Origin of the sequence: Neiella holothuriorum (assembly GCF_019457915.1) — a bacterium.
Classification (GTDB): domain Bacteria; phylum Pseudomonadota; class Gammaproteobacteria; order Enterobacterales; family Neiellaceae; genus Neiella; species Neiella holothuriorum.
Genome location: NZ_JAHZSS010000004.1, coordinates 125,774 through 151,267, shown reverse-complemented (window position 1 = coordinate 151,267; position 25,494 = coordinate 125,774). Strand labels below are relative to the sequence as shown.

General features: G+C 48.2%; 20 protein-coding genes. 8 read left to right on the top strand and 12 right to left on the bottom strand.

Translation table 11 applies throughout. From position 1 onward, the window contains the following. Positions 1–50: 50 nt before the first annotated feature. Both K0504_RS05525 and K0504_RS05520 read right to left on the bottom strand, forming a co-directional pair. Positions 51–1,757, bottom strand: a complete 1,707-nt coding sequence (locus tag K0504_RS05525; RefSeq protein WP_220103175.1) for a sodium:solute symporter family protein — start codon at positions 1,755–1,757, stop codon at positions 51–53. A 2-nt stretch (positions 1,758–1,759) separates the two neighbouring features. After that, positions 1,760–2,026, bottom strand: a complete 267-nt coding sequence (locus tag K0504_RS05520) for a DUF4212 domain-containing protein (protein ID WP_220103174.1) — start codon at positions 2,024–2,026, stop codon at positions 1,760–1,762. Positions 2,027–2,359: 333 nt separating this feature from the next. On the opposite strand from K0504_RS05520, the gene acs reads away from it, so the two are divergent. Together acs and K0504_RS05510 are read left to right on the top strand one after the other, a co-directional pair. Then, the gene (gene acs / locus K0504_RS05515; RefSeq protein WP_220103173.1) at positions 2,360–4,264 is read left to right on the top strand and encodes an acetate--CoA ligase; all 1,905 of its coding nucleotides are present in this window, start codon (positions 2,360–2,362) and stop codon (positions 4,262–4,264) included. Positions 4,265–4,454: 190 nt separating this feature from the next. Further along, positions 4,455–5,639, top strand: coding sequence for a DcaP family trimeric outer membrane transporter (locus K0504_RS05510; protein ID WP_220103172.1), 1,185 nt, complete (start codon positions 4,455–4,457; stop codon positions 5,637–5,639). A 231-nt stretch (positions 5,640–5,870) separates the two neighbouring features. Here K0504_RS05510 and pelA read toward each other — a convergent pair whose 3' ends face one another. Then, the gene (gene pelA, locus K0504_RS05505; RefSeq protein ID WP_220103171.1) at positions 5,871–6,956 is read right to left on the bottom strand and encodes a pectate lyase; all 1,086 of its coding nucleotides are present in this window, start codon (positions 6,954–6,956) and stop codon (positions 5,871–5,873) included. A gap of 253 nt (positions 6,957–7,209) precedes the next feature. On the opposite strand from pelA, the gene K0504_RS05500 reads away from it, so the two are divergent. After that, a complete protein-coding gene (locus tag K0504_RS05500) occupies positions 7,210–9,456 on the top strand; it encodes a S46 family peptidase (RefSeq protein WP_220103170.1) in 2,247 nt (748 codons plus the stop codon). Positions 9,457–9,633: 177 nt separating this feature from the next. On the opposite strand, the gene cspE is transcribed toward K0504_RS05500, so the two are convergent. Next, positions 9,634–9,840 (bottom strand): transcription antiterminator/RNA stability regulator CspE, encoded by a 207-nt coding sequence (cspE, locus tag K0504_RS05495; RefSeq protein ID WP_220103169.1) that lies wholly within the window; start codon positions 9,838–9,840, stop codon positions 9,634–9,636. 539 nt (positions 9,841–10,379) lie between these two features. Between cspE and K0504_RS05490 the strand changes: the two genes are divergently transcribed. Then, positions 10,380–12,650: a putative bifunctional diguanylate cyclase/phosphodiesterase gene (locus K0504_RS05490; protein ID WP_220103168.1), complete on the top strand. Its 2,271-nt coding sequence runs from the start codon at positions 10,380–10,382 to the stop codon at positions 12,648–12,650. Between the two features lie 16 nt (positions 12,651–12,666). Here K0504_RS05490 and K0504_RS05485 read toward each other — a convergent pair whose 3' ends face one another. From K0504_RS05485 to K0504_RS05470, 4 genes are all read right to left on the bottom strand, one after another. Continuing rightward, on the bottom strand, positions 12,667–13,140 hold the full coding sequence (locus tag K0504_RS05485; protein WP_220103167.1) for a LabA-like NYN domain-containing protein: 474 nt from the start codon (positions 13,138–13,140) through the stop codon (positions 12,667–12,669). 67 nt (positions 13,141–13,207) lie between these two features. Continuing rightward, on the bottom strand, positions 13,208–13,810 hold the full coding sequence (locus K0504_RS05480) for an SAM-dependent methyltransferase (protein ID WP_220103166.1): 603 nt from the start codon (positions 13,808–13,810) through the stop codon (positions 13,208–13,210). 215 nt (positions 13,811–14,025) lie between these two features. Then, positions 14,026–14,754 (bottom strand): esterase family protein, encoded by a 729-nt coding sequence (locus K0504_RS05475; protein ID WP_220103165.1) that lies wholly within the window; start codon positions 14,752–14,754, stop codon positions 14,026–14,028. A gap of 42 nt (positions 14,755–14,796) precedes the next feature. Next, positions 14,797–15,744, bottom strand: a complete 948-nt coding sequence (locus K0504_RS05470; protein ID WP_220103164.1) for an acetylxylan esterase — start codon at positions 15,742–15,744, stop codon at positions 14,797–14,799. 131 nt (positions 15,745–15,875) lie between these two features. Between K0504_RS05470 and K0504_RS05465 the strand changes: the two genes are divergently transcribed. From K0504_RS05465 to K0504_RS05450, 4 genes are all read left to right on the top strand, one after another. After that, the gene (locus K0504_RS05465) at positions 15,876–16,274 is read left to right on the top strand and encodes a YbaN family protein (protein WP_220103163.1); all 399 of its coding nucleotides are present in this window, start codon (positions 15,876–15,878) and stop codon (positions 16,272–16,274) included. A 72-nt stretch (positions 16,275–16,346) separates the two neighbouring features. Beyond that, positions 16,347–18,164 (top strand): vWA domain-containing protein, encoded by a 1,818-nt coding sequence (locus K0504_RS05460; protein ID WP_220103162.1) that lies wholly within the window; start codon positions 16,347–16,349, stop codon positions 18,162–18,164. A gap of 76 nt (positions 18,165–18,240) precedes the next feature. Continuing rightward, positions 18,241–18,795: a sigma-70 family RNA polymerase sigma factor gene (locus K0504_RS05455; protein ID WP_220103161.1), complete on the top strand. Its 555-nt coding sequence runs from the start codon at positions 18,241–18,243 to the stop codon at positions 18,793–18,795. Next, the gene (locus K0504_RS05450; protein WP_220103160.1) at positions 18,788–19,549 is read left to right on the top strand and encodes a hypothetical protein; all 762 of its coding nucleotides are present in this window, start codon (positions 18,788–18,790) and stop codon (positions 19,547–19,549) included. The genes K0504_RS05455 and K0504_RS05450 overlap by 8 nt, the downstream gene beginning before the upstream one ends. A 4-nt stretch (positions 19,550–19,553) precedes the next feature. Here the strand turns inward: K0504_RS05450 and K0504_RS05445 are convergent, their stop codons facing one another. The 4 genes from K0504_RS05445 to K0504_RS05430 all read right to left on the bottom strand — a co-directional run bounded on the left by K0504_RS05445 (position 19,554) and on the right by K0504_RS05430 (position 25,480). After that, positions 19,554–20,180, bottom strand: coding sequence for a Tll0287-like domain-containing protein (locus tag K0504_RS05445; RefSeq protein WP_220103159.1), 627 nt, complete (start codon positions 20,178–20,180; stop codon positions 19,554–19,556). Positions 20,181–20,273: 93 nt separating this feature from the next. Then, positions 20,274–23,390 carry an efflux RND transporter permease subunit gene (locus tag K0504_RS05440; RefSeq protein ID WP_220103158.1) on the bottom strand — a complete coding sequence of 1,039 codons (3,117 nt, stop codon included), beginning with the start codon at positions 23,388–23,390 and terminating at the stop codon, positions 20,274–20,276. Between the two features lie 49 nt (positions 23,391–23,439). Then, positions 23,440–24,582, bottom strand: a complete 1,143-nt coding sequence (locus K0504_RS05435; protein ID WP_220103157.1) for an efflux RND transporter periplasmic adaptor subunit — start codon at positions 24,580–24,582, stop codon at positions 23,440–23,442. A gap of 139 nt (positions 24,583–24,721) precedes the next feature. Next, a complete protein-coding gene (locus K0504_RS05430; protein WP_220103156.1) occupies positions 24,722–25,480 on the bottom strand; it encodes an MlaA family lipoprotein in 759 nt (252 codons plus the stop codon). Between the last annotated feature and the right edge of the window lie 14 nt (positions 25,481–25,494).

The following is a 25,494-nucleotide window of genomic DNA, read 5'->3' as shown; positions in this document are numbered from 1 at the left end:
GTGACTGACCTCGCTCGGGTTAAAGATTAATTACTTAATCAGTTGGTTTATTAATGATCTTGAGCTTCACCAGCACCTTTCGGGAAGCGAATAGACTCGACCATTTGCTGAACATCTTCTGGCACTGGCGCGGTGACTTTGCTAACCGCCAATGACACCACAAAGTTCACCAACATACCCAAGGTACCGATGCCTTCTGGCGAGATACCAAACCACCAGTTTTCAGGCACATTGCCAGCTGGATTAATGAACTTAAAGTAGATGATGTACGCCGCGGTAAAGGTGATCCCCGACAACATGCCCGCAATTGCGCCTTCTTTGTTCATCGTCTTCGAGAAGATCCCCAAAATAATCGCAGGGAAGAAGGAGCTGGCTGCGAGACCAAAGGCGAATGCAACCACCTGTGCCACAAAGCCTGGCGGGTTAATACCGAAGTACCCAGCCACACAAATAGCGGCTGCTGCGGCAATCCGAGCTGCGCGCAACTCCTGCTTATCAGAAATATTCGGCATGAAGTTTCGTTTGAGCAAATCGTGGGAAATGGCGGTTGAGATCACCAGTAACAGACCTGCCGCGGTTGATAGCGCTGCTGCCACACCACCTGCGGCAACCAGTGCGATCACCCAGTTTGGCAAGTTGGCGATTTCTGGGTTGGCCAATACCATGATGTCGCGGTCGATCTTCATCTCGTTGCGTTCGTCGCCGGCATAGAACATGCGACCATCACCGTTTTTGTCATCCCACTTAATCAGGCCAGTTTCTTCCCAATTTTTTACCCAGCTTGGTGCTTGCTCGTATTCTGTACCTTGCATGTCGCTGCCGTTAATGGTGTCGATCATGTTGACGCGAGCAAACGCGGCAATGGCTGGTGCAGTGGTATACAGAATAGCGATAAAGACAAGTGCCCAACCGGCCGAGATGCGAGCGTCTCGGACTTTAGGAACCGTAAAGAAACGAACGATAACGTGTGGCAAACCTGCCGTACCGACCATCAGTGCTGCAGTAATGAAGAACACATCAATGGTGGCTTTGGAGCCGTCGGTATAAGCGGCAAACCCGAGTTCGGTGGAAAGCCCATCGAGCTTGTCCATCAAATAGACCCCGGGTTCACTGACCAATTCGCTCCCCAAACCAATTTGCGGGAAAGCCGAGCCGGTCATCATGATGGAGATGAAGATTGCCGGTACTAGATAAGCAAAAATCAACACGCAATATTGCGCTACTTGGGTGTAGGTAATGCCTTTCATGCCACCGAGTACGGCGTAGAAAAATACGATCGCCATACCAATGACCACGCCCCATTCGATATCAACCTCTAAGAAACGGCTGAATACCACGCCAACGCCACGCATTTGGCCTGCGACATAGGTAAATGAAACGAAGATTGCACAGAATACCGCAACGGTTCGGGCAGCCTGTGAGTAGTAGCGATCACCAACAAAATCCGGCACCGTAAACTTGCCGAATTTGCGTAAATAGGGGGCCAAACAGAGCGCGAGAAGCACGTAGCCACCGGTCCAACCCATCAAGTAAACACCGCCGTCATAGCCCATAAAGCTAATCAGACCTGCCATTGAAATGAACGAAGCTGCACTCATCCAATCTGCTGCGGTTGCCATACCATTGGCGACTGGATGTACGCCGCCACCGGCAACGTAAAATTCTTTGGTAGAGCCAGCGCGAGCCCAAATCGCAATGCCGATATAAAGGGCGAACGAGGCACCCACAATGATGAAGGTAAGCGTTTGAATATCCATTATCATTCCTCCCTTACACCAAATTTCTTGTCGAGTTCATTCATCTGCCATACGTAGACAAAAATGAGCGCAACGAAAATATATATCGAGCCTTGTTGTGCAAACCAGAAGCCGAGTTTGACACCGCCAATACGAATTACGTTAAGTGGCTCGGCCAACAAAATACCGAGTCCAAAGGACGCCACAAACCAAACGACTAATAGCGTCAACATCAGACGCACATTTGCCTTCCAGTAAGCTTTGGCCGCTTGTTCATTTTCAAAAGCCATTGGGTTTTCCCCTTGTTTGTGTGTTTGGGACCGTCTACTGCTGCCGTTGTTTTTGGTATTACCTGTGTTTAAAAAACAATCAGTCGTGCGGCCTGCCAATGAACCTAGAAACACCCAGCAAATTCCGAAAGTCGACTTTAGTCTAAAAAAAATCGTTTTGAGAGCAATGTCTTACATCCATGTCACAAAAAATAATTGGTTAGACCAAAGTCCAATGGTTGATTATTTTTTAGCCGTCTAGTTTTTCTGGCAGCGCAACTTACTGCCCGAATTCCGGATGAGTTGCATGCCGCATAAAGGGCACCGAACAAAATTAATAACTGGAGAAAACCCATGGCTGATAACACGGTTGACAAGTCGTCAGAAATCTTTCACCCAAGTGCAGAAGTGGTTGCCAATGCCAATGTGCCGGAATACGAAAAGATGTATCAGTATTCTTGTGAAAACCGCGAAGAATTTTGGGCTGAAGAGGCCGATAAGCTGAGCTGGTACAAAAAATGGGACAAGGTACTGGACGACAGTAACAAGCCATTTTACAAGTGGTTTACTGGCGCCAATTTCAACATCGTTCACAATGCCATTGATCGCCACCTTGAGGATGCCACCCGCAACAAGTTAGCGATTATTTGGGAAAGTGAAGGCGGTGCAGTCCGTTCATTTTCGTACCACGCAATGAACCGTGAAGTCAGCAAGTTCGCCAACACTCTCAAAAGCATGGGTGTAAGAAAAGGCGATATCGTGACCATCTACATGCCGCAAGTACCGGAATTGGTTTTTGCGATGTTGGCTTGTGCCAAGATTGGCGCGGTTCACTCTGTGGTTTACGGTGGTTTCTCTTATGAAGCGCTGGCGGCTCGCATCGAAGATGCTCACAGTCGAGTGTTGGTCACGGCTGATGGCGGCTTCCGCCGTGGCAAACCTATTGACCTAAAATCCATTGCCAATGAAGCGATGAAACGTAGCCCAACCATCGAAGTCTGTATTACCGTTCGCAACAACGGATTGGATGTGGAGATGGAGTCGGAGCGTGACTTTTGGTACCACGATTTGCAATCCTTACCAGTCGCCAGCAACAAGTGTGAAACAGAAGTGCTCGACTCGGAAGATCCGTTGTTCATCCTGTACACCTCCGGTACCACAGGTAAACCAAAGGGAATGCTGCATAGCCACGCTGGTTACGCCGTGTATACCTCGACCACCCATCGTTACTTATTTGACGTGAAACCCGAAGATCGCTGGTGGTGTGCGGCCGATCCAGGCTGGATCACCGGCCACAGTTACTTGGTGTATTCACCGCTAATTAATGGCGCCACCATTGTGATGTACGAAGGCGCGCCGAACTACCCGTATCCAAATCGCTTATGGGCCATGGTTGAAAAATATGGCGTTAACTTGTTCTACACCTCGCCTACAGCCATTCGCGGCTTGATGCGTTTTGGTGACCGTTGGCCACAGCGTCATGACTTGAGTAGCTTGCGAATTCTTGGCTCGGTGGGCGAGCCCATTAACCCCGAAGCCTGGAAGTGGTACTACGAAGTCATTGGCGACAAGAAATGCCCAATTATTGATACCTGGTGGCAAACCGAAACCGGCGGCGTGATGATCGCTCCGCTGCCAATTACGCCGCTTAAGCCGGGCTCCTGTACCAAACCATTTTTCGGCAACGAGATTGGCGTGGTGGATGATGAAGGCAATGACGTCCCCGTTGGCGAAGAAGGTAAGTTAGTCATCAAGAACCCGTGGCCAGGTATGGCGCGCACTATTTATGGCGATGATGATCGTTATGCCAGCTTGTACTGGGGCGACTACGGCGAAAAGAATTACTACAAAGCAGGCGATTCGGCCAAGATTGATGAAGACGGCTATGTCTGGGTTATTGGTCGTATGGACGAGGTACTGAAAGTGTCCGGTTATCGCTTGGGCACCGCTGAAATTGAAAGTGCCTTGGTGAGCCACCCCGCTGTATCTGAAGCCGCTGCAATTGGTTTACCGCACGAGGTTAAAGGTAATGCGATTCATACCTACGCCATTTTACGTGACGGCTTGGTTGGCGATCGTGCCCTCGAGCAAGAGCTGAAAGAGCACGTGGGCAAAGAGCTTGGCAAAATTGCACAACCAGAAGATGTGCAATTTGTTGAATCACTTCCAAAAACTCGAAGCGGCAAGATCATGCGACGGGTACTTAGAGCACGTGCCTTAGGTCAAGACGAAGGCGATTTGAGTACGCTCGAAGAGTAATCCTAAATTGGGCAGGCAATTCTGTCTGCCCTTGTTCCCCTAATGCTGCAAACAACCTAAATCAGGGTTGGGGGATCGCTTTACCAAAAAACAGCCGCAACGGGGCGCTCAAGTCATCACTCAACTGCGATTTTGAGCATCTTCCAGAGCTGTACGGCTGCATCAGACAGCAACAAGAGGCGAATGAATAATGCGTTCCAACAAACATTTAAAACATACCCTGGCATTAACGTTACTGGCATCAACGTTGCCCTTTGCCGCCCATTCGGCAATTGAAATTGGCACCGTCGAAGAGGCCATGAAGAAAACCAAATTGAGTTTTGGTGGCTTTATCAAAATCGACAGCTTTTGGAGTGATTACAGCGACGGCAAGTTGGCTAGCAACAATATTGGCCGCCAGTTTTACGTGCCATCAACCATTCCTGTTTGTGCCACCGATGATTGTGATAGTGGCGATGCTCAATTTGATGCGCACGCTAGAACAACTCGATTCAATTTCGGCAGTACCACGCAGTATGGCGACCACACCATCAAGACCTTTCTAGAAATGGATTTTGCCGCTACTCCCAATGGTAACGAGCGAGTGTCCAATAGCTACAGCCCGCGCATGCGCCATGCTTTTATTACCTTCGACAATGTGTTGGTTGGTCAAACTTGGAGTACGTTCCAAAATACCGGCGCGCTGGTGGAGTCGATGGACTTCATTGGTGTCTCTGAAGGTACCACCTTCGAGCGTCAAACTCAGATCCGGTTCACCATGGGGAATTGGCAGTTTGCCTTAGAGAACCCTGAAACCACCATCACGCCTTATGGCGGAGGTTCTCGTCTTGATGTGGATGACAGCAGTTTGCCCGACGGGGTAGTGCGCTACAACCACAAAGCTGACTGGGGTGACTTAGTGTTCGCCGGTTTAGTACGTTCGTTGGATGATGGCGACGAAACCGAAATGGGCTATGGCCTTAGTGGCTCGGGCAAAATCAACGTAGGTGCCAAAAATGATATTCGCTTTATGGTCAACTACGGCTCCGGTATGGGGCGTTATGTGGGCCTCAATGCCATAAATGATGCGGTATATACTGCCGATGGTGAGTTGGAAGCGATTGACGTTGTCAGTGGTTTTGCAGGCTACCGTCACTGGTGGAATGAGCAATGGCGCAGCAACGTATTCTTTTCGGCTATTTCCGCTGACAACGACACGGAGTTAACCGGCGATACGGCGACCAAACAAGTGTTTTCTGGACACGTCAACTTGGTTTATTCACCTGTTCCACCACTAAGTTTTGGTGTTGAGTATTTTTATGCTGAACGAGAAATTGAAAATGGTGAGACCGGTGATATGAACCGGATTATTTTCTCTGCCAAATACGCACTCTAGTGCGTCACTTATCCGAAAAAGGCGGCGTTGCTGTCGCCATATAACGATCGATCCCTCTCTCTCGTTTGCCCAGTTAAGTTCTACGCTAACTGGGCTTTTTTATATTAAGACCTATTCACTTTAGCTCGGTGCCCGTTAAAGAAATCAACCTAAAATCCACGCCGTGAAGGCGTAAGCCATTGGCAAGCAGGAGTAGGTCCTCAAAGCGCCAATGCAGCAATGACACACATATCAAGGCGTATCTTCTGCTGGGGTTGAGGGCGATGCAGCGCCTTGTTCATAGGCGGCGATGAGTTTACTGGCGAAATCACCAGCCCAAGAATAACCGGTTCGCCGCTCCATACTGACATCGCTAATATTGAGCTTTTTCTTGCCGTCACGATCAGCAAAGAAATACTGATTATTGTCGACCTCATAAAAGCGATACCAGAGACTTGAGCCTTGGCGTGATATGAACATGCCTTTGGGTTTGTCGTAATACAAATCAGGTTTTCTGTTTTCTTTTAACCAGCGAATTCCTGCATCGATGGCTTGATTGATGCGGCGATTCTGCGCTGAATTGTTTACCGTTCGATAATTCATGAGAAATGCGAGTATGCCCACTGACTCTCTGCTCGATTTGGATGGAAACTCGTAGGCGCGAGCCTGTTTGGGCGTGTAGCTGATTGGATCTAGCTGAGCAGGCCAAATGGTCAACTGACCGTCATTGCTTATTTGCGAGGCGATAATGAATTCGACGCCGCGTTCTAGCGCTTGTTCGAGTATGGAGTTGTATTCCTCAGGTACCAAATCCGTTTTAAATGGCGGCTGTTGGGTGAGGATATCGGCGAACAACACCATTACCCGAATGATGGCGTGATCGTTAAAGGTTGCTAGGTTGGAATAGGGGCGATGATGGCGAAGCGGGTAAACTTGCGGCCAACTTCCCGTTGGATGCTGAGCCTTTAATAGCCAATCAAGACCTTTGGTAAATCCTGATTTAATTTGCTGCCGTTGCGCGGCATTGGAGTTGTCGTACGATTGGGCTAAGAAGCGCAACTCGGCAATGGTCGCACCATCATCTATTGTCGCCAACTCCACGCCCTGACTCATCCATTTAGTTTTGGCGGTGACGCCGTCCCAAGGCTGGGCGTAATGGGCTTCTCGCTCAGTACTAAAGCCGCCATTGTCCAACTGCCAAGTCAACAGATTGAGGGCAATGTGCTGTTGATTATGTTGATATTGCTTGAGCTTGCCGATGCTGCGGTATTTGTTCAGTAGCTTGGCTATGTCGGTTTGGGGCGCGGGATAATGCAATACCTGATTCGCGTAAGCCAACGGTGTTGCTCCAATCGTCAAACAGCAAATCAGCACAGAGGCTATACAGGATCTGAAAGAGTGTTTAGCTAGATTCATGGCATAGCGTTGAAGGTGGAAAAAGCACGTAACAACCATACATCAAGAATCCTGTGTGTTGTTACTCATCTTCAGCGCTGATTATGGTTAAATAGCGCCACAACTATAAGAGTCTCCGCCCACGGTGGTGACCTCAAACGACCAATAAAGACAAACAACAACAGTCAGGAATACCATGAAAACGAAACATTCAGTTGCTGCGGTGCTGGCCTTAGCCAGTGCTTCGTTAGCAGGACCAGCCTTGGCCGATGAAGGCCAATGGCAACCTCATCAGCTTACTCAATTGCAGTCAGAATTTGATCGCGTAGGCATTGAGTTGCCAGCGTCACAAGTGGCGGACTTAAATCAATACCCGCTCAATGCAGTGGTTGGCTTGGGCTATTGCTCGGCCTCATTTGTTTCTCCAAAGGGCTTGGTCGTCACCAATCATCATTGTGCGTATGGCGCGATTCAAAACAACAGTAGCCCAGAAAACAACCTGATTGAAAAGGGATTCTTAGCAGGCTCTATGGCCGGTGAATTGCCTGCCGGGCCGCAAGAGCGCTTGTATGTGACCGAGCAAGTGGACGATGTAACCGACCAAGTTATTGGTCAGCTGAGCAAAGATTTGCATGGCAAAGCCCGCTACGACGCCATTCAAACCAACCGCAAAGCCTTGATCAGCGAGTGTGAAAGCGATCCGGATTACCGTTGTTCTGTGCGCGCGTTTCATCACGGATTGGAATACTTTCTGATTAAGCAGTTGATGATTAAAGACGTGCGTTTGGTGTATGCGCCACCTGAAGCCTTGGGTAACTTTGGCGGCGACATTGATAACTTTGAGTATCCGCGTCATACCGCAGACTTCACCTTTGTGCGCGGTTATGTCGGCAAAGATGGCAAACCTGCCGAGTACAGTGAAGATAATGTGCCGTATCAGCCAGCTTCTTTTTTGAAAGTGAACAAAAGCGGCGTGAAGTTGGGCGATGGCGTGTTGGTGGCCGGTTATCCAGGCCGCACCAGCCGTTACAAACTGGCTAGTGAAGTCAACTATTCGGCCGACTGGTATTACCCAACGTTACTCGATACCTACTACATGACGCTCGATACCATTGCCGAAGCAACTCAGGGCAATAATGCGGTTGAGGTCAAATACGCATCGCGGGTAAAAAGTATCAACAATCGGTTGAAAAAGTTACTCGGCTTGCAAGATGGCTTTAAAGCCACTGACATTGAAGGCATCAAACAAAGTCAGGAACAAGCCTATTTGAACTGGTTTAGCCAAAGCGAAACTCGTAGCGCTTACGCCGACTCGTATCAGGCGTTACAAGACTTGCTGGTGGATGCGCATGCGCAACAGCAACGCCATTTCTACTACAACTATGCAACCCGAGCCGATCTGCTCGACACCGCCATTCGGCTGTATCGCTTAGCTAAAGAATCAGAAAAACCAAACGCTGAGCGCGAAATGGGTTATCAAGAGCGTGACTTACCCATGTTCAAAGCGCGCTTGCAACGGTTACAAAAGAAGTTCGCTCCGCAAGTTGACCAAGCCTTGTGGCTCGCTTACCTCAACAATTACCTCGCCCAAGATGACTCGCGTCAGGTTCCAGCGTTGAATCAAGCGCTTGAACTAAATTCGTCAACGACGGCTGAATCACTAACCGCGCTAGTGGCTGATTTTTATAGCAACACTCAGTTGGCCGATGCGGATATTCGCACTGGGTGGATTGGCAAGTCAGTGACGGATTTTGAGCAATCGAACGATCCGTTCATTAAGCTGGCCGTTGCTTTGTATGATGCCAACATGGCACAAGAAGCTGACGAGAAAGAAATGGCCGGTCGCTTGGCTGAAATTCGTCCGCAATACATGCAGGCTGTGGTGGCTTATAACACGGCCAAAGGCAAGCCGGTTTACCCCGATGCCAATAGCACCTTGCGTGTAAGTTATGCCCAAGTTGATGGTTACCCGGCTGCTGATGGCGTTTATAAAACACCATTCACGTCGGTACGTGGTTTGGTTGCGAAGCACACTGGCGAAAAACCTTTTATTGCCACCGATAAGGTGATCCAAGCGCATCAGAATAAAGCGTTTGGTGATTATTACCGTGCGGATCTTGGCTTGGCCGAGCAGGTGTGTGGCTTTTTTGCTTTCGGTTGTGAGCCACATGCGGCTAAACCACTGGCCGTTGATTCAGTTCCTGTGAATTTCTTAAGTAGTGCCGATACCACTGGCGGGAACTCAGGTTCGCCTGTCATGAATGGTAAAGGTGAGCTGGTGGGTCTTAACTTTGATTCGACTTATGAGTCGATTACCAAAGACTGGTACTTCAACGGCAAAATCACGCGAGCCATTCACGTCGATATTCGATACGTTCTTTGGTTGATGAGCGAAATTGATAACGCCGAGTACCTGCTCGAAGAAATGACGTTGGTGGATTAAAGCCGTTTGATGGTTTAGTCAGGTTCACGCCGCTCACCTTGTTAGTTTGAATGAGAGTGGCGTGTTATTGGGCTGAATTTCAGGCACAAAAAAAGCAAGGCATGTGCCTTGCTTTTTTATTGCCATTGCACCGTTAGTGCAACAACAAAAGCGTAGAAATCGCTTTAGGCTATCGAATTAGACAGCAACGATATCTTGAGCTTGAGGACCTTTTTGGCCTTGGCCAACAGTGAACTCAACACGCTGACCTTCAGCAAGAGTTTTGAAACCGTTGCTAGAGATTGCGCTGAAGTGAGCGAAAACGTCTGGGCCGTTGTCTTGTTGAATGAAGCCAAAACCTTTAGTTTCGTTAAACCATTTTACTGTACCAGTAACTTTAGACATATCTGTGTATCCTGAAAAATAAGAAGTAGAACCCTTTAGGCTTGTGCCAAGGGCGGGTGTAGCATTGAAACAAACTTAAACTTAAAGGCTTCAGGACGAGATCTTACGAATAATATGCCGAACTTGGTGCGTATAAATTGGTGCTTCTTTCTAGCTGGCCGCAAGTCTATAGGGTTCCCTCAGTAAGTCAAACGTTAATTGATTAAAAATTAAACGTTTCGTCGATTGTTTTTGCGAAAGCCAATAAAAAATAAGAAAAAAGGGAGGCGTTTGGCCGTCAGTGCTTGCCGGCGGAAGCCAAGACGCTTTCCGTTTGTTGGCCTCTGCCTGAAACACGCTTCATATCAGCTAAATGGGTGTAATTTGTTGCGCTTATGTGAAGGAATTGATGAATGTGCCGTTGATGCAAGGATGTGCTCATGCCACTATGACTTTATAAGGGTTATTAAGGAAGCAACAAAGACGTTATTGACCCTGAACGAGCCTCAGAGCCCGATTTGTCATGAATGCGGCAGGCAAATAGAGAATCAAGGATTTCAATGAGCCTCATTAAAAAAAATATATGGCTGGTTTTTTACATCATTTTACTGTGCTCGGTTATTGCCACAGGTTTTTATATTCAGTCATCCTTTAAAGCACTCCAAGACGACCTCGAAGCCGAACAAAAAGGTGTTTCTAGGCTGCTGGTCAGCTCGATTCGCGCCAATCTCGAAAAATATGAATCCATTATCGATGTCCTTTCCGGCGAATTAATTCGAGGGGGCGAACTGCCAGGTGTTGATGACGTCACGACGCTACTTTCTGTCGCTTATCGCACGGGCGATGAAGTTATCGATGTCGTGCTTTTGAAACCCGACGGCACATTCGTTGTTTCTATTGTTTGGCCAACGCTCAATGGGGTCAGCAATATTCGTGACTTTCCGCCTGCGGAAACCACCTTTCAACAAACCTTGAAGACAGAAGGCTTGGTATTAGGCCGTTCGTATTACAGTAGTCAGTTGAAGCGCATGGCTGTACCGATTCGTAAAGCGATTCGTGACGACAATGGCGCCGTGCTGTTTGTGATCTCTTTGCTGGTGGACGTCAACCAGTTGTTTGGCCACATTGCTCAGCTGGAACAAGAGCGACCTATTTTTTCCAGCTCAGTATTCCGTGATTTCGATAACTACTATCAATTTGCGACACCTAAAAGTCGTACCGAGCCTGAGTTTTACTATAAGCCAGTAGATACAGAAAGACGCAGCCGGATCATGCGCAGTATTGCCCATGATCTAGAGCTGCCGTTTGAACAGATTCAATATTCAGGTAAGCCATTTAGCAGCGTGATTAATGATATTAATGGCAGTTACCTAGTGACGTTTCATTACATCGACGAGTACGGCCTCTGGCAAATTACCGAAACGAGGCAAGAGCATGCAGTGCGCTTGTCTGCAGGTATGCTCGCTGGGCCAATTGGCTCGGTTATCTTTTTCATTATTATTATATTTTTACTGTTTCGCGTGGTTGAAAAGTCACAACAGAATAAATTCAGTGCGCTGCAACGGCAGGCCAACCGTGACTTCTTGACAGGCTTGTACAATCGCTTTTATTTAGAAAATGAAATCGAATTTAAGGATCAAGACCAAACCTTTCATTTGATATTTCTCGATCTCGATCGCTTCAAAGCGGTTAATGATGCTTATGGCCATGGCATTGGCGATCAAGTGCTTATTCAAGTCTCACGTCGACTTCAGAAACTCATAAAACATCCGGATTGTTTAGTTCGCTACAGTGGCGATGAATTTATTATTGTGGCCAGAAATGCTCAGATACTACAAATCGAAGGCCTGTGTAAAAAATTACTAAACGAAGCCAAGCGGCCATTTGTGGTCGAGCAATATGAATTTTTCCTCAGTGCAAGTATTGGTGTGGCGAGTTACCCCAAAGATTCGACATGCTTGGGCGAGTTGATTCGCCATGCCGACTTGGCGATGTATGAGTCTAAAAAACGCCGTGATGCGGTGTCGTTTTTTAGCGAGTTTGATAAGACCCATTTGTTTTCATTAGCGCAAATCGAATACGAAATTAAACACGCTCTCGATAAAGACGAGCTGTTTTTGGTGTATCAACCACAAGTGAATGAACACAAAAAAGTTGTTGGCGTTGAAGCCTTGATTCGATGGCAGAATGATAATCTTGGTTTCGTGCCACCCGATAAATTAATCGCTGTGGCTGAAGCGAACGGCTACATGGAAAAAATTGGTAGTTTTGTCATTGAAGAAGCGCTCAAAACGATTCATGAGGTTCGTCGGCTGACCAACTGTGATTTCTCTCTTTCAATCAATGTTTCGGTCAAACAACTACAAAACAAAGACTTTTTAGAGCATTTTGTGCAATTAACTGAATCTTATGGCGAGCTTGATGCGCTGAACCTGATCCTTGAGGTGACTGAGAATGTGTTTATCGACAACGTTGGCAGTATCAAGCGTTTGTTGGTGAAGTTAAGAGAAAAGGGTGTTCGTATTGCGCTTGATGATTTTGGTACCGGCTATTCGTCGTTAAGTTTGTTAGCTGAGCTGCCATTAGACGAGCTGAAGTTAGACAAGGCATTTATCGATCCGGTGACTGACGATCCGAAAGCCTTAGCCATGATCACATCCATACTGTCAATTGCCAAAGCGCTTGAGCTACAAACAGTGGCTGAAGGTGTTGAAGCTAAAGAGCAGCACGACTTGCTCTGTGGTATTGGCTGCGACTCGATTCAAGGGTATTACCACTCAAGGCCTGTCGGTAAACAAGAGCTTATTGAGTTTATTTCATCGCACTGTTAGCAAATGAGTTTGCTAACTAAAGCAGCAAGGACTGATCAATCGCAATAAATTCATTCGCAGCTTTAATCAGTGAATTTGCGGTGAGTTGTTCAACGCCATATACCGTTACAGTTTTGCCTTTCGAATGACGAATATTGTCCGCTAATAGAGCAAAGTCGCCGTCTCCTGATACCAGAATTACTTCATCAGCTTGCGGCGCATATTCCAGCGCATCAATGGTGATGCCAACATCCCAATCGCCTTTAGCGGAGCCGTCCGACCGTTGAATAAATGGTTTTAACTTCACCTCAAAACCAATTGCCCGCAGAATGTTTTGGAATTCCCGCTGCTTGCTATCGCCACGTTCAATCGCATAAGCAAAAGCCTTCACGACTGTGTTATTGGTGGTGACTTGAGCCCAAAATCGGTTGTAGTCGAAATTGCGTCGAAACGTCTGACGGGTGGTGTAGTAGACATTTTGCACATCCACCAAAATAACGACTTTTTTCACGCGATGAACTCCTAGTGACAACAATGAGCTTGACCCATCAAAGCCGTATGGATACGACTACTATTGGTTATGATGGCAAGTCTGAACGGCGACTCGCAATGGCTTGAACAACTGCGCCCATACCGGAATGGTTAATGCCTTCAATCACTGGTCTATCTAACTCTTCAAGGTGACTGAACTGCAAGTTTGGTAACTCTTGCAGCAAGATTTCTTTTGATTGCATCATTTCAACCGCTGGCGGACCGCCGGTTTTGTAACTGAGCTGCTTTGGCCGATAACCTTCGAGCAAAAAAACTCCGTTTGGCTTTAACGCTCGCTCGACTCTCTGATACAAGTCTTGTCGTAATGTTGGAGGCAAATGACAAAAGATGGAAACGATGCCGTCCCACCGCTCGTGGCCTAAATCAAAAGTTGCTAGATCGTCACAGTGGGTTTCAATGGTGACGCCATGTTCTGCTGCGAGTTTGTTAGCTTTAGCTAAGCCTACGCTAGACAGATCAACCGCGGTTGCCTCATAGCCCTGTTTGGCAAGGAATACCGCGTTGCGGCCTTCGCCTTCAGCTAATAGCAGGATGTTACCTTTGGGGAGTTGCCGGAAGTGTTGCTGTAAAAAATCGTTCGCTTCTTTGCCATAAACGTAGGTGTCGGTGTCGTATTCCTGATCCCACATGGTTTACTTCTCACTGCGTTGATTGGATTACAGCAGAATCTAGGAGCTAATCTACTGGCGGCTTAGTTATTGCCGCTATCATCGCTGAAGAAGCCATCGACAAGCAAGATTAAAAAGGAGCCTGTTGAAGACGTTGGGTGGCACATCTGAATCTGCAGTTGGGAGGGAGTTGATCAGGCGACGACAACAATCTGCCGCCTATTGTCGCGGATCCGCTAAATAAACAGGGGGGCCATGCGGCGCCAATAGTAGCCGCGGTGGGCACGCTCCCCCCAGTATTTCAAATCGTGGTGAACATTTTTCTGCCATAAGATCTGGCTGAGGCGTTCATTATTCTGACGAAACGGATCCTCTTCGCCAATCACAAAAGTGATGTCAATATCGCGAATCGCTTTGAGGCTTTGTTCGCATTGCAGGTTTGGCAGAAAATGGGTTGGGGTGTTGAAGTAAATATCGTCGTTGTAATAGCCGTTGAATAGGTCGGCAAACCACTCGACGCCATAGGTGAGATCGTAGCGACCAGAAAAAGCGATGAGCTTTTGAAACTTATCGGGGTTACGAAATACCATGTTGGCAGCATGAAAGGCGCCAAGGCTGCAACCGTGGGAAATGGTTTTACCGCTATTGTTGAGTAAATCCATTAACGGAAAGACTTCTTGCAGGATGTATTGTTCATACTGCAAATGGCGGCCGATGCGATGAGCTGGGTGTGCCCAGTTGGCATACAAAGACTCACAATCGACAGAGTCAACGCAAAATATTTGCAGTCGTCCTGCTTCAATTTTGGGCCGAAGCGCTTCAACCATGCGCATATTTTCGTATTCATAAAATCTTGCATTGCGGGTTGGAAAAACCAGCATGCGATCGCCACTATGACCGAAAACTAACAACTCCATGTCTCGGCCCAGTCGCTCACTCCACCACTTATGATATTCCCTATTCATGAGATCCGACTCTAAGGTTAAGGTGATTGGTTAGGACTGAACTTACAAATCACTGAAAAAATGCATTAGCTGTGCCAACAGCTGCTGATTTTCCTCTTCTTGTTGCTCATAGTCAGCGTGGCCGTGGCTTAGCCAATAAAGTTGCTTGTGGTTCGGGACGGCGTTGTAGATGGCAAATTGCCCAGGAGGCGCCACAACGGGGTCATTTTTTGCACAGGCAAAGTGCATTGGAACCTTTATGTGTTTCGCTGCGATGGCAGCATCATGAAAGGAAAGTGTTTTTTCTGTGACAGTCTGATGACGTTTGTGAAAGCGCTGGACACTGAAGCCACTGCCGTAGGTTGGTAATTGCAGCCGAACTTGGTAGTTACCAAAGGTTGGTACATTGACGTGGGCTTTCTGCAGACGGTCTTCCCATGGCAAAGCCAGTGCGCCAATGCCACCAGAAAAGCTGATCCCCATATAACCTAACCGGCCAGCTAGCTCTGGAAATAAAGTGAGCATGAGTGTGACATTGAGCCATAAGTCTTCCACGCAGCCACCAATCACATAGCGATCGACGTCTTGCATGTTATGCAATACATGCCACTGAGGTTGTGAGGAAATGCGAGGGTGTTTGCTGAGCCCTAAGCCTCGAAAGCTCGGGAACAGCATGACGGCGTCACTAAATGGTAAATGGGACTGTGGCCCATCGCAGCCACCATAGCCGTGGCCGACAATTAAGCCGCGCCGAATCGGTGAATCTGCGGGTACCAGCATCCAGCCACGGATCGTTGCTTGTTTGGTGGACTGAAATTTATAGCGATATATGCGAAATCCATCGGCCATACGACCCGTATCTTTTACTTTGTATTGCAGCGGCATGGTACGAACAGCATCGTATCGCTGCTGCCAGAAATCACAAAAACCGGCGGGCTCTTGCGGTGTAGGCACAGCAAGTAGCTGAGATTTGGTGTATCCATAACCGGGATCAAAGTCGCGAATGATCAATGTGGCGGCGCCTCGTCGTCACTTGAAATGAGAAACAATCTCTAAAGAAGCAAAGTGTAAGGCAAACCGAAGTAGGGTGGTAGCCGCCTTTACTGTTGCATGAGGGAATCGAGCAGATCTAATATGCTGTCATGCGTATCAAATATTTATTCATGCACCTTCTGGCATTAATTTGTGTTGGCCTTGGGATCTTAGGGGCTTTCTTACCGTTGTTGCCTACGACGCCATTCTTGTTGGCCGCCGCGGCGTTAAGTGCAAAAGCATCGCCCAGGCTACACGCGTGGTTGATGAATCATCCGGTGTTTGGTAAATCGTTGCGTCATTATCAGCAACATCGAGCGGTTAGCCCTCGGACTTTTTTGGTTGCCATGGCGGTCTTGTGGCCAACCATACTTGCCAGTGCTTTGATGGTGCCCATCTGGTGGGTGGCTGTGTTGCTGCTCGTGATTGCATCATCCGTTTCTGTTTTCCTATGGCGTGCTCGCCAACGTTTTCTGCTTCTGCCTCCGAGCCAATTAGCAAATAATTAAAATTTTTTTGCCCCGTTTTTGTTTCTACCCCGATTACCTCTGCAACCACGTTATCTGTAGAGGAAAAATTCCATGGTTACTTCAACCTTGATTAACAAAACAGGCATGGTTCAGCCGTCGTTAATAGCGCTTGTTGCCGCCTGTTCATTAAGCCTTATGGCATGTTCAATAACTGAGACCGAGAAGGCTGAAGCAGCAAATGATGCCAGCAAATCTCCCGTGGTTGTTCAACCACTGCCAGAGCATGACATCGCAATGCAACGCCAGCTGATGGACTCTAAATCGTCAGCTCAAAAGGCGGCAATAGCAGCGCCAGCTTCGCCAGCATTGATACAAACTCGCACGCGAATGGCACTGCCATCTTCGGCGGTTCAATACGATGTAGGTCGAAATAACGAAATCTATCAACATCTTGTCGATAACGGCGTGCTCCGAGTGAGCGAACAACCGGTCTCGACGTTTAGTGCGGATGTAGACACCGCCAGTTATGCCAATGTACGGCGCTGGCTTGAGCAAGGGCAACTGCCGCCAAAAGATGCGGTTCGAACCGAGGAGCTGATTAACTACTTCCATTACCAATATGGCCCAGCTTCATCGTTAGATAAGCCGATAGCGGTTGATACTTTGCTCACACCATCCCCTTGGAATGACCATCGTCACCTGTTGCGAATTGGCGTTAACAGTTACCAACCTGATCCGTCACAGCGGCCCGCAGCCAATATTGTCGTGTTGGTCGATGTGTCGGGCTCTATGCGCGCAAACAATAAACTACCGATGGTGAAACAATCATTGCGCCTGATGCTAAGTCGCTTACAAGCCGACGACCGGATGGCAATTGTCACGTATGCCAATGGTGCCAAGGTTGCGTTGCCAAGTACGTCAGCAGACGACCAATTGACTATTGGGCAAGCCATTAATGGCTTGGCTGCGGGAGGCTCCACCAACGGCGGTGCGGGGATTGAACTGGCCTATCAGCAAGCGCAGCAAGGTTTTATTGATGATGGCATTAACCACATTTTGTTGATGTCCGATGGCGATTTGAATGTTGGTGTGACCAACCTTGATGATCTGAAGCAGCACATTGAGATTAAGCGGCAACAAGGCGTTCATTTTTCGACCATAGGTTTTGGCCAAGGTAATTACAATGATGAGTTGATGGAGCAATTGGCCGATATTGGCAACGGCATGGCTGGGTATATTGATAGCCTCCATGAAGCGCAAAAGTTACTCGTTGATCAACTGGGTAGCTCACTGCAAGTGGTTGCTCACGATGTCAAATTGCAGGTGGAGTTTAACCCCGAGGTGGTGGCTGAATATCGCCTGGTGGGATACGAAAATCGTCAACTAGCGCGGGCAGATTTTAATCAAGATGGTAAAGACGCTGGCGACATGGGCGCAGGCCATTCGGTGACGGCTATTTATGAGCTGACCTTGGTAGGAGAGCCAACGACTATTGAGCCCTTGGTGTTTCAACGCCTGCAGGAAAATACTGGCGTCGACCAGCAAACGGCTGCGGAGATCCGCGTTCGTTATAAATTGCATCAGGGGCAAGCATCACAATTGCTAAAGCAGCGCATCAACTTGACTGAAATGACCCCTACAGCAAAGCTGAAGCAAGATGATCAATTTGCCTTTGCGGTAGCAGCCTTTGCACAAAAGCTTCGTCATAGCGACTATTTAGCCAATATAGATTATGCTGAACTTACTGATTGGGCTAATCAGAACAAAGGCTTGGATCCATTTGGCTATCGTGCGGAGTTTGTTGGCTTAGTTCGATTAGCGGCTAGTTTGGATGCACGCCTAACGGCAGTGGATCAGCAACACATCGCTGATCCGAGTAACCATCGTGAAAATCGTAGCCGCACAGCCTTGGTTACACTCAACCCGTAATCGAATCATCTCAAAGCAGATGTTGCAGTATGGCATCATCGGCAAGGGCATAAGATTTAGGATAACGAATCAACCGATGAGCTTTCGTAACGACGACCAATTACTGGATGATTATGGCAAACGTGGCGATGCCGCTGCGTTTGACATTCTCTACCAGCGTTTTCGCAAACCTTTGTTTGGTTTTATCCGCCAGCAACTGCCAGAAGCAGCCACAAATGATGTTTTTCAGGATTGCTGGACTGATGTCATTAAACAGGCCGCAAACTACATGCCTTGTGGTAGCTTTCGAGCCTATTTATTTACCATTGCTCGGCGCAAGATTGCTGATTACTGGCGGGCCCATCACAAGCCAATGAACAATAAGCTGCAACCGATTGATGATGTGCCAGAGCAAGCGTCGCCGCAGCCAGACCCTTTGCAAATTCAGTTAGATCAAGCCACCAATGCAGTGATTTTAATGTGTGTTGGTCGCTTACCTCACGCCCAGCAGCAAGCATTTATGCTAAAACAAACCGGCTTGCCGGTGGATGAAATCAGCCTGATGTTAGGTGCAACATTTGAAACGGTGAAGAGCCGAATTCGGGCGGCTTACGATAAATTAAGGCATTGCTGGGAGCGGAACCATGAGTAAACAACAAGACCAGCAAGACACCTCTGACAACCGGTTAGAGCAAGCTTATCGTGAAGCAATCGATGCGATGGCACCACCAAGCAAATTAGATGAACACATCCTAAAGCAAGCGCATCAGCAGGCCCCCAAAGGGCGAGATTGGGCGTCGTTTCCTAATTGGGCTCGGGCTGCATCTGTGGTTGGTGTCGCTGTTTTGGGCTGGTGGTTATGGCAACCAAACGTGGTATCAATCAATACACCACAGCAAGTTGAGCAGCGTATGCAGACCGATGCAACGGAGGTTGCCGAATTGATGCCGTTAGCCAAGTCGTCACCTGCGCCTAGCGAACATAAACCGGCCGAACAGGCTACTACCAGCGCTTTAGCCGATGCTGTTGAAGCTAAACCTCGGCAAATTGAACGCGCTAAAGCCGAGCAGGCTGAACGCCAGCAAGAGCAAGAACGGGTTGCTCAGCACAAACTACAACAAGCGCAACAACAAGCCGAGCAGATACAAACCGAGCAGCAGTTGAAATTCAACTTTTGCGTTCAGTACAAGTTGGCGCAATACCAAGAATTGGATTTGGCAAGTACCTTGCCAGACGGGATTGATGTTAGTTCGCTAACCCGCAAGCCGACGGTTGAATGGCAGCAAAAGCAATGGCAGCTGGTGGAAGTTGAGCCCAAGGCCTATTTAATTCGAGCTGAAGACAATGGCTGGCAAGTCGCCAGCGTCCCAGATGCGGATCTCATTATCTGTAAACTTCACCGCTGAACCGTTAGTGTTCAGCGGCTTCTGGCAGTTGCAACACTAGGCTAAATGCACCCCGGATCTGATTCAGCTGGTATCCCGTGGCAATGTCTTTCGGATAGGTTTCTGCCAGCGCTTTTTTTATCCCCGGTGTTAAGTTACTTCCGTGGCAGTGCAAGCAAAGGGCGCCTACCGGCTGAGCTTGCATATAACGATATTGCTTGTCGTTTTGCAGCTCGGCAAATAATGGTTTTATCGGTATGCCATTGACTGCTGATTTCTCAAATGATCTGAGGATTTGCTGCTCCCACTCATCGGGAATGGCGGTGATTTGATTCCGTGCTTTTAAACTGACCCGTTTGACTTGCCAGCCGGTTTGCTCGGATAAGCTGGCTGCAATTTCTGGCGCACGCTCGGCACATACCTTAATGGCCGCAACCGGGCCGTCTGTGCGCATGATGCTCACTAACTCAGGCTTTAGTTGACTGGCAAATTGTTTGACGATGTCGCGAGCCTGCTCCCGATGAACATATGGGTGAGGCTCCTGAGCTGCACTGAAGCTGGAAACAAGGCTTGCGCTTGCGCATAGGCTCAACAATATGCCGGCAGCTGCCGTTCGATAAGACCATGTGATGCTGCCTAAGGTCTGCTTCATCGATACTCCCTTTGTTTAGTTCTGTTGTTATTGATCATAGGAGCAATAACAAACTTTGCTTACCGACCATTGTTAAGTTGAGAGCACGCGCACTCATGACGTTGGTCGTTTCAATTTCTCACGCATAGTCTGCAGCATGGCATAGAACACGGGGACAATGAGTGTGCCTACCAATGTCGCGGCCAACATGCCGCCAAATACGGCATATCCCAGTGAATTCCTGCTTGCTGAGCCTGCGCCGACTGCAACCACTAACGGGAAGATCCCAAAGATAAAAGAGATCGCCGTCATCAATACCGCACGGAAGCGAAGTCGGGCAGCTTTCGCTGCGGCTTCTAGAATCGGTAGGCCTTCATCTTCGCGAAGCATCTTGGCAAACTCAACAATCAAAATGGCGTTTTTACTGGCCAAGCCAATGAGCAACACCAGTCCAATTTGCGAATAGAGGTTCATCTCCGCACCGGCAAGCCAAATATTTAAAAAAGCTCCCATGATGGCCAACGGCACAGACAGCATCACGGCCAGCGGAATTGTCCAACTTTCATACTGGGCCACTAAAAACAGATAGGTAAAGACAATCGCCAAAGCAAAAATAAAGACGGCCAAATTGCCCGCTTTTAGTTCTTGATAGGTTTGTCCCGTCCAGTCAAAGGTGTAACCGGCAGGCAGTGACTGAGCGGCGGCATGTTGCAATGCCGTAATGACATCGCCCGAACTATATCCAGGTGCTGGTACCGCGTTGATCGTCACTGATGGATACAAATTGTATTGATCGAGCACATCGGGTCCGAGCTTGGGCACAACTTCAATGAGCGTGCTTAAGGGCACCATCTCTCCGCTCGCTGTACGAACGTAAAAGCGCTTGATATCTGATTGGTCATTTCGAAATTCAGTTTCGGCTTGCGCCATGACTCGGAATACTTTGCCGTAGAGGTTGAAGTCATTGATATAGGCCGAGCCGAGAAAGGTCGACAAGGTGCCAAAAATATCCGACAACGGAACGCCTTGGACTTTTGCTTTGGTGCGATCAACATCCACATAAAGTTGTGGCACATCGGCTCTAAAGTTGCTGAAAGCCAGCGCAATTTCTGGTTGTTCATTGGCTTTTAAAATAAAGCCATTCATCACGTTCGACAACTCGACGGGGCTTTTGCCGAGTGTATCTTGCAGCACGAATTCAACGCCGCCAACATTACCTAGCCCTGAGATCGCCGGAAGTGAAAAAGCAATCGCTTTGGCTTCAGTGACAGCGGCATATTTTGCTTGTAACCGACGCACAATGGCATGTTCGTGCATGCTTGGATCTGAGCGTTCACTCCAATCCGACAAAGTCACAATCAACAAGCCGGCATTCGATGCCACTGCATTGGTCAAAATACTAAAGCCGGATGCATGAATCACGTCTTCTACACCGGGCTCTGCCAGTGATAAGTCGACCATTTCTTTCATCACTACATCGGTGCGATTAATCGAAGAGCCATCGGGAAGCTGCAAATCGACCATAAAGTATTTTTTGTCTTCTTGCGGCACAAACCCTGTTGGCAGTTGACTACCTAAGGTTCCGGTGATGGCGAGCAGAGCAACATAAACCACCCCAACGAGAACAAATTTACGCAAGACTTGCTGGACAAGTCCTGTGTAGCCATTGGTCAGTCGTGAGAAGTGTTTGTTAAACAGGGCGTGAAAGCCTTTCTCGTGCACTTTCGGTGGCTTGAGTAAGGTGGCGCATAACGCCGGACTCAAGGTTAATGCGTTGACCGACGAGATCAGAACTGAAATACAAATGGTAATGGAGAACTGAGCATACATTTGCCCGGTGATCCCCGGCATCACCGCTGTTGGCGCGAATACCGCTAGCAACACCAAGGTTGTTGCGATAATTGGCCCGGTGACTTCACTCATGGCTTTAATCGTGGCTTCAGGAGCAGACAAGCCCTCTTCGGCCATGATTCTACTGACGTTTTCTACCACCAGAATGGCATCATCGACCACAATACCAATGGCGAGAATTAATGCGAACAGCGATACCGTGTTAATGGTCATGCCAAACATCAGCAGAAATACAAAGGTACCGACTAATGAAACTGGAATCGCAATGGCGGGCACCACGGTTGAGCGCACATCTTGCAAAAATATGAACACCACCAAGATAACTAGCGCAACCGAGATAAAGAGTGTGCTGACCACTTCATTAATAGACGTTTCAACAAACTCGGTGGTATCAAACAAAATCTCGTAACCGACGCCATCAGGGAAGTTTTCGGACAGCCGATCCATTTCGGCGCGGATCCCTGCGGCGACTTCCAATGCGTTGGCGTCACTGATCTGGTAAATCGAGATAATGGCACTTGGGTTGTTGTTGAGCTTGCCCTCAGCGTCATAAGTTTGCGAGCCCAACTCGAGCCGCGCAACGTCAGCCAATGTGACCATGGAGCCATCGCGGTCAGTTCGCAATATGACATTTTCGAATTGCTCTACCGAGCTTAATCGGCCTTGAGTCGACAAGGTGAACTGGAATTGCTGATCGCGTGGAACTGGAGCAGCACCGATACGGCCAGCCGCCACTTGAATGTTTTGCTCTTGCAGTGCTTGGGTAATATCGGAGGTTGTTATTTTTAGCGCGGCCATTCGATCGGGGTTGAGCCACACCCGCATGGCATAGTCCATCGCGCCGATGATGGTCACGTCTGATACGCCCGGCACTCGAGCTAAGTTATCTTTAATGTTAATGCCGGCGTAGTTAGTAAGAAACAAGGAATCGAACTTATCCGGCTCGGTGGTTAGATTGACAACCAACAACATGCTGCTACTTTTCTTCTTAACACTAACGCCTTGCCGGCTCACCTCTTCAGGTAATTTAGGCATGGCTTGTTGCACTCGGTTTTGCACGTTGACTTGTGCCATATCGGCATTGGTGCCAACCTCGAATGTCACGGTCAGGTTGTAGCTGCCATCCCCTGCCGATTTGGACGACATATAAATCATCCCTTCAACGCCATTGACTTGTGACTCAATGGTTTTGGCAATCGTTTCTTGCACAACCTGTGAGTTGGCGCCTGGGTAACTGGTGGACACTGCAACTTGCGGTGGCGCTATTTGAGGAAATTCAGCAACCGGTAATACTGGAATGGCAATCAGCCCCATCATGGTCAATACGATGGAGATGACGAAGGCAAATTTAGGTCGGCCAACAAAAAATTTACTGATCATAGCTGGCCCCGCACGATAGACTAAACGGCTTCATCATGACAATCCTTTGTTAGTTACCAGCAAACGGCAGCGGCTGACTTTCAACCGGATCAACAGTCACGCCGGGGCGAACCTTCTGTAACCCACTGACAATGACATTTTCTCCAATAGAAAGGCCGTCAGTAATATGCCAATTGATACCGTATTGTTTGCCCACGCTAACGATGCGTTTCTCGACCTTGTTCTCTGCGTCAATCACCAACACGAAATGGCCTTGCTGATCCTGAGATATTGCTCGCTGCTGCACTAATATTGCTTGCTCGTCTTCTTTTGACTCGATGATGAGCGACACGTACATGCCCGGCAGAAGCAATTGTTTGGGGTTACTGAAGGTGGCACGAATTGAAATGGTGCCGGTGGCTGGATCCACTCGGTTGTTGGCAGAATTAATGGTGCCTGTGTGCTCATAGATTTCGTCGTTGGGTAAGCGCAGTTTTACGGTTAGATCTTCAATGGACGACTTGCCTGTTTTGTTGACTTCTCTAGCGGCATTTAAGGCGCTGCGCTCTGAGATTTGGAAATCAATCCACATAGGATCAAGTTGTACCAAATTCGCCATTTGCTTATCGGGAGTGATTTGGTCACCGAGGAACACTTCAGACTGACTCATTCTGCCGGCAATGGGGGCATACACCTTGGTGTATTCCAAATTGAGTTTGGCAACATCTAACGATGATTGAGCGCCCGCGACAGCTGACTTTGCTTGCAGCATGCGCGACGTTAACTCATCCATGTCCATGTCGCTCAACAGCTTTTTGTCGTTGAGTTTCTTGCCGCGCGAGTATTGCAGCATGGCAACCTGATACGCACTTTCGGCTTGTTCGAGCGACGCTGTTTTTAAACTGACTTCCGCTTGGTAATGGGCGGGGTCAATCTCAAACAATAAATCGGCGGCTTGTACATTGGCGCCTTCAGTAAAGTTTCGCGACAATAATTGGCCACTGACTCGAGCCTTAATGGACACATCTTCTGAAGCAACGGTTCGGCCAACAAACTCGACGACTGGTTTCATCGAGCTTTCGATAACCTCAGCATATTCAACCTTAGGTGGTGGAGGCGCTTGCTTAGGCGCTTCAGAGCAGGCGGAAAGGAATACAGTCAAACTTGTTAGAGTTGCGAGAGCTAAGCCGTGGTAGTTGCTGTGTACTAACATGTTAAATCCAATTTTATCGAGGCGAGGGTGTTCAAAAAATGCAGGGCTAAGGTTGTGTTATGGCTAACGGATTTCCAGCGAAATAAAGAATGGAATTTGCCCACATCCAACCTTTAGTTGGAGGTGGGCAGGCAAATCGTTAGCGTTGGATTTGCAAAGTACGAGCACGGAAGTAGAGGAATCGAATTAACTCGTACTCAAATGCCGAACCTGTTGCGTAATAGCGGAATGGAATTTGTTTACGAGCGTTAATTGAGCGCAGCAAAAACAGCGCGAACTCTTCTTCTGATTTTAAGCCCATCTCGTCTATTAACTCGTTGTAGACAAGTGAATCTACAAGCAAGCCAAAGCCATCACGAGCCGATGAAGGGCCCAAGAATGGCAGTACCAAGTATGGGCCATCGCCCACGCCCCAGTAACCCAATGTTTGACCAAAATCTTCTCGCTCTTTGTATACGCCCATTGCTGTTGCTGGATCGAATAGACCGAAAATACCAATGGTTGAGTTGGTGACAAAACGGAATGCTGTAGTAACGGCTCGCTCGCCTTTAAGCTGGAATAACGAGTTCAGAAACGTACTCACTTCGCCTAAGTTACTGAAAAAGTTATTCACACCGGTTTGCATGATCTCAGGCGTAATGTATTCGTAGCCACTAACTGCAGGTAACAAAACATACTCATCGGCTTTGGCGTTGAAGTAGTACATGCGACGGTTAAAACCTTCCCATGGATCGTTATCAACATAACCAATACCGCGAGGATCCATTTGACTGGTATCCGGGTGAGCCAAGCGAGGCTCTTTGGCGTCAGGTTCTAAGTCTGGCGTGGCGCTACATGCGGTCAGCAACACTGCGGCGGTTGCCATTACCAGATTGCGCACGTGATTTAATTGTTTCATTTATGATTGCTCCC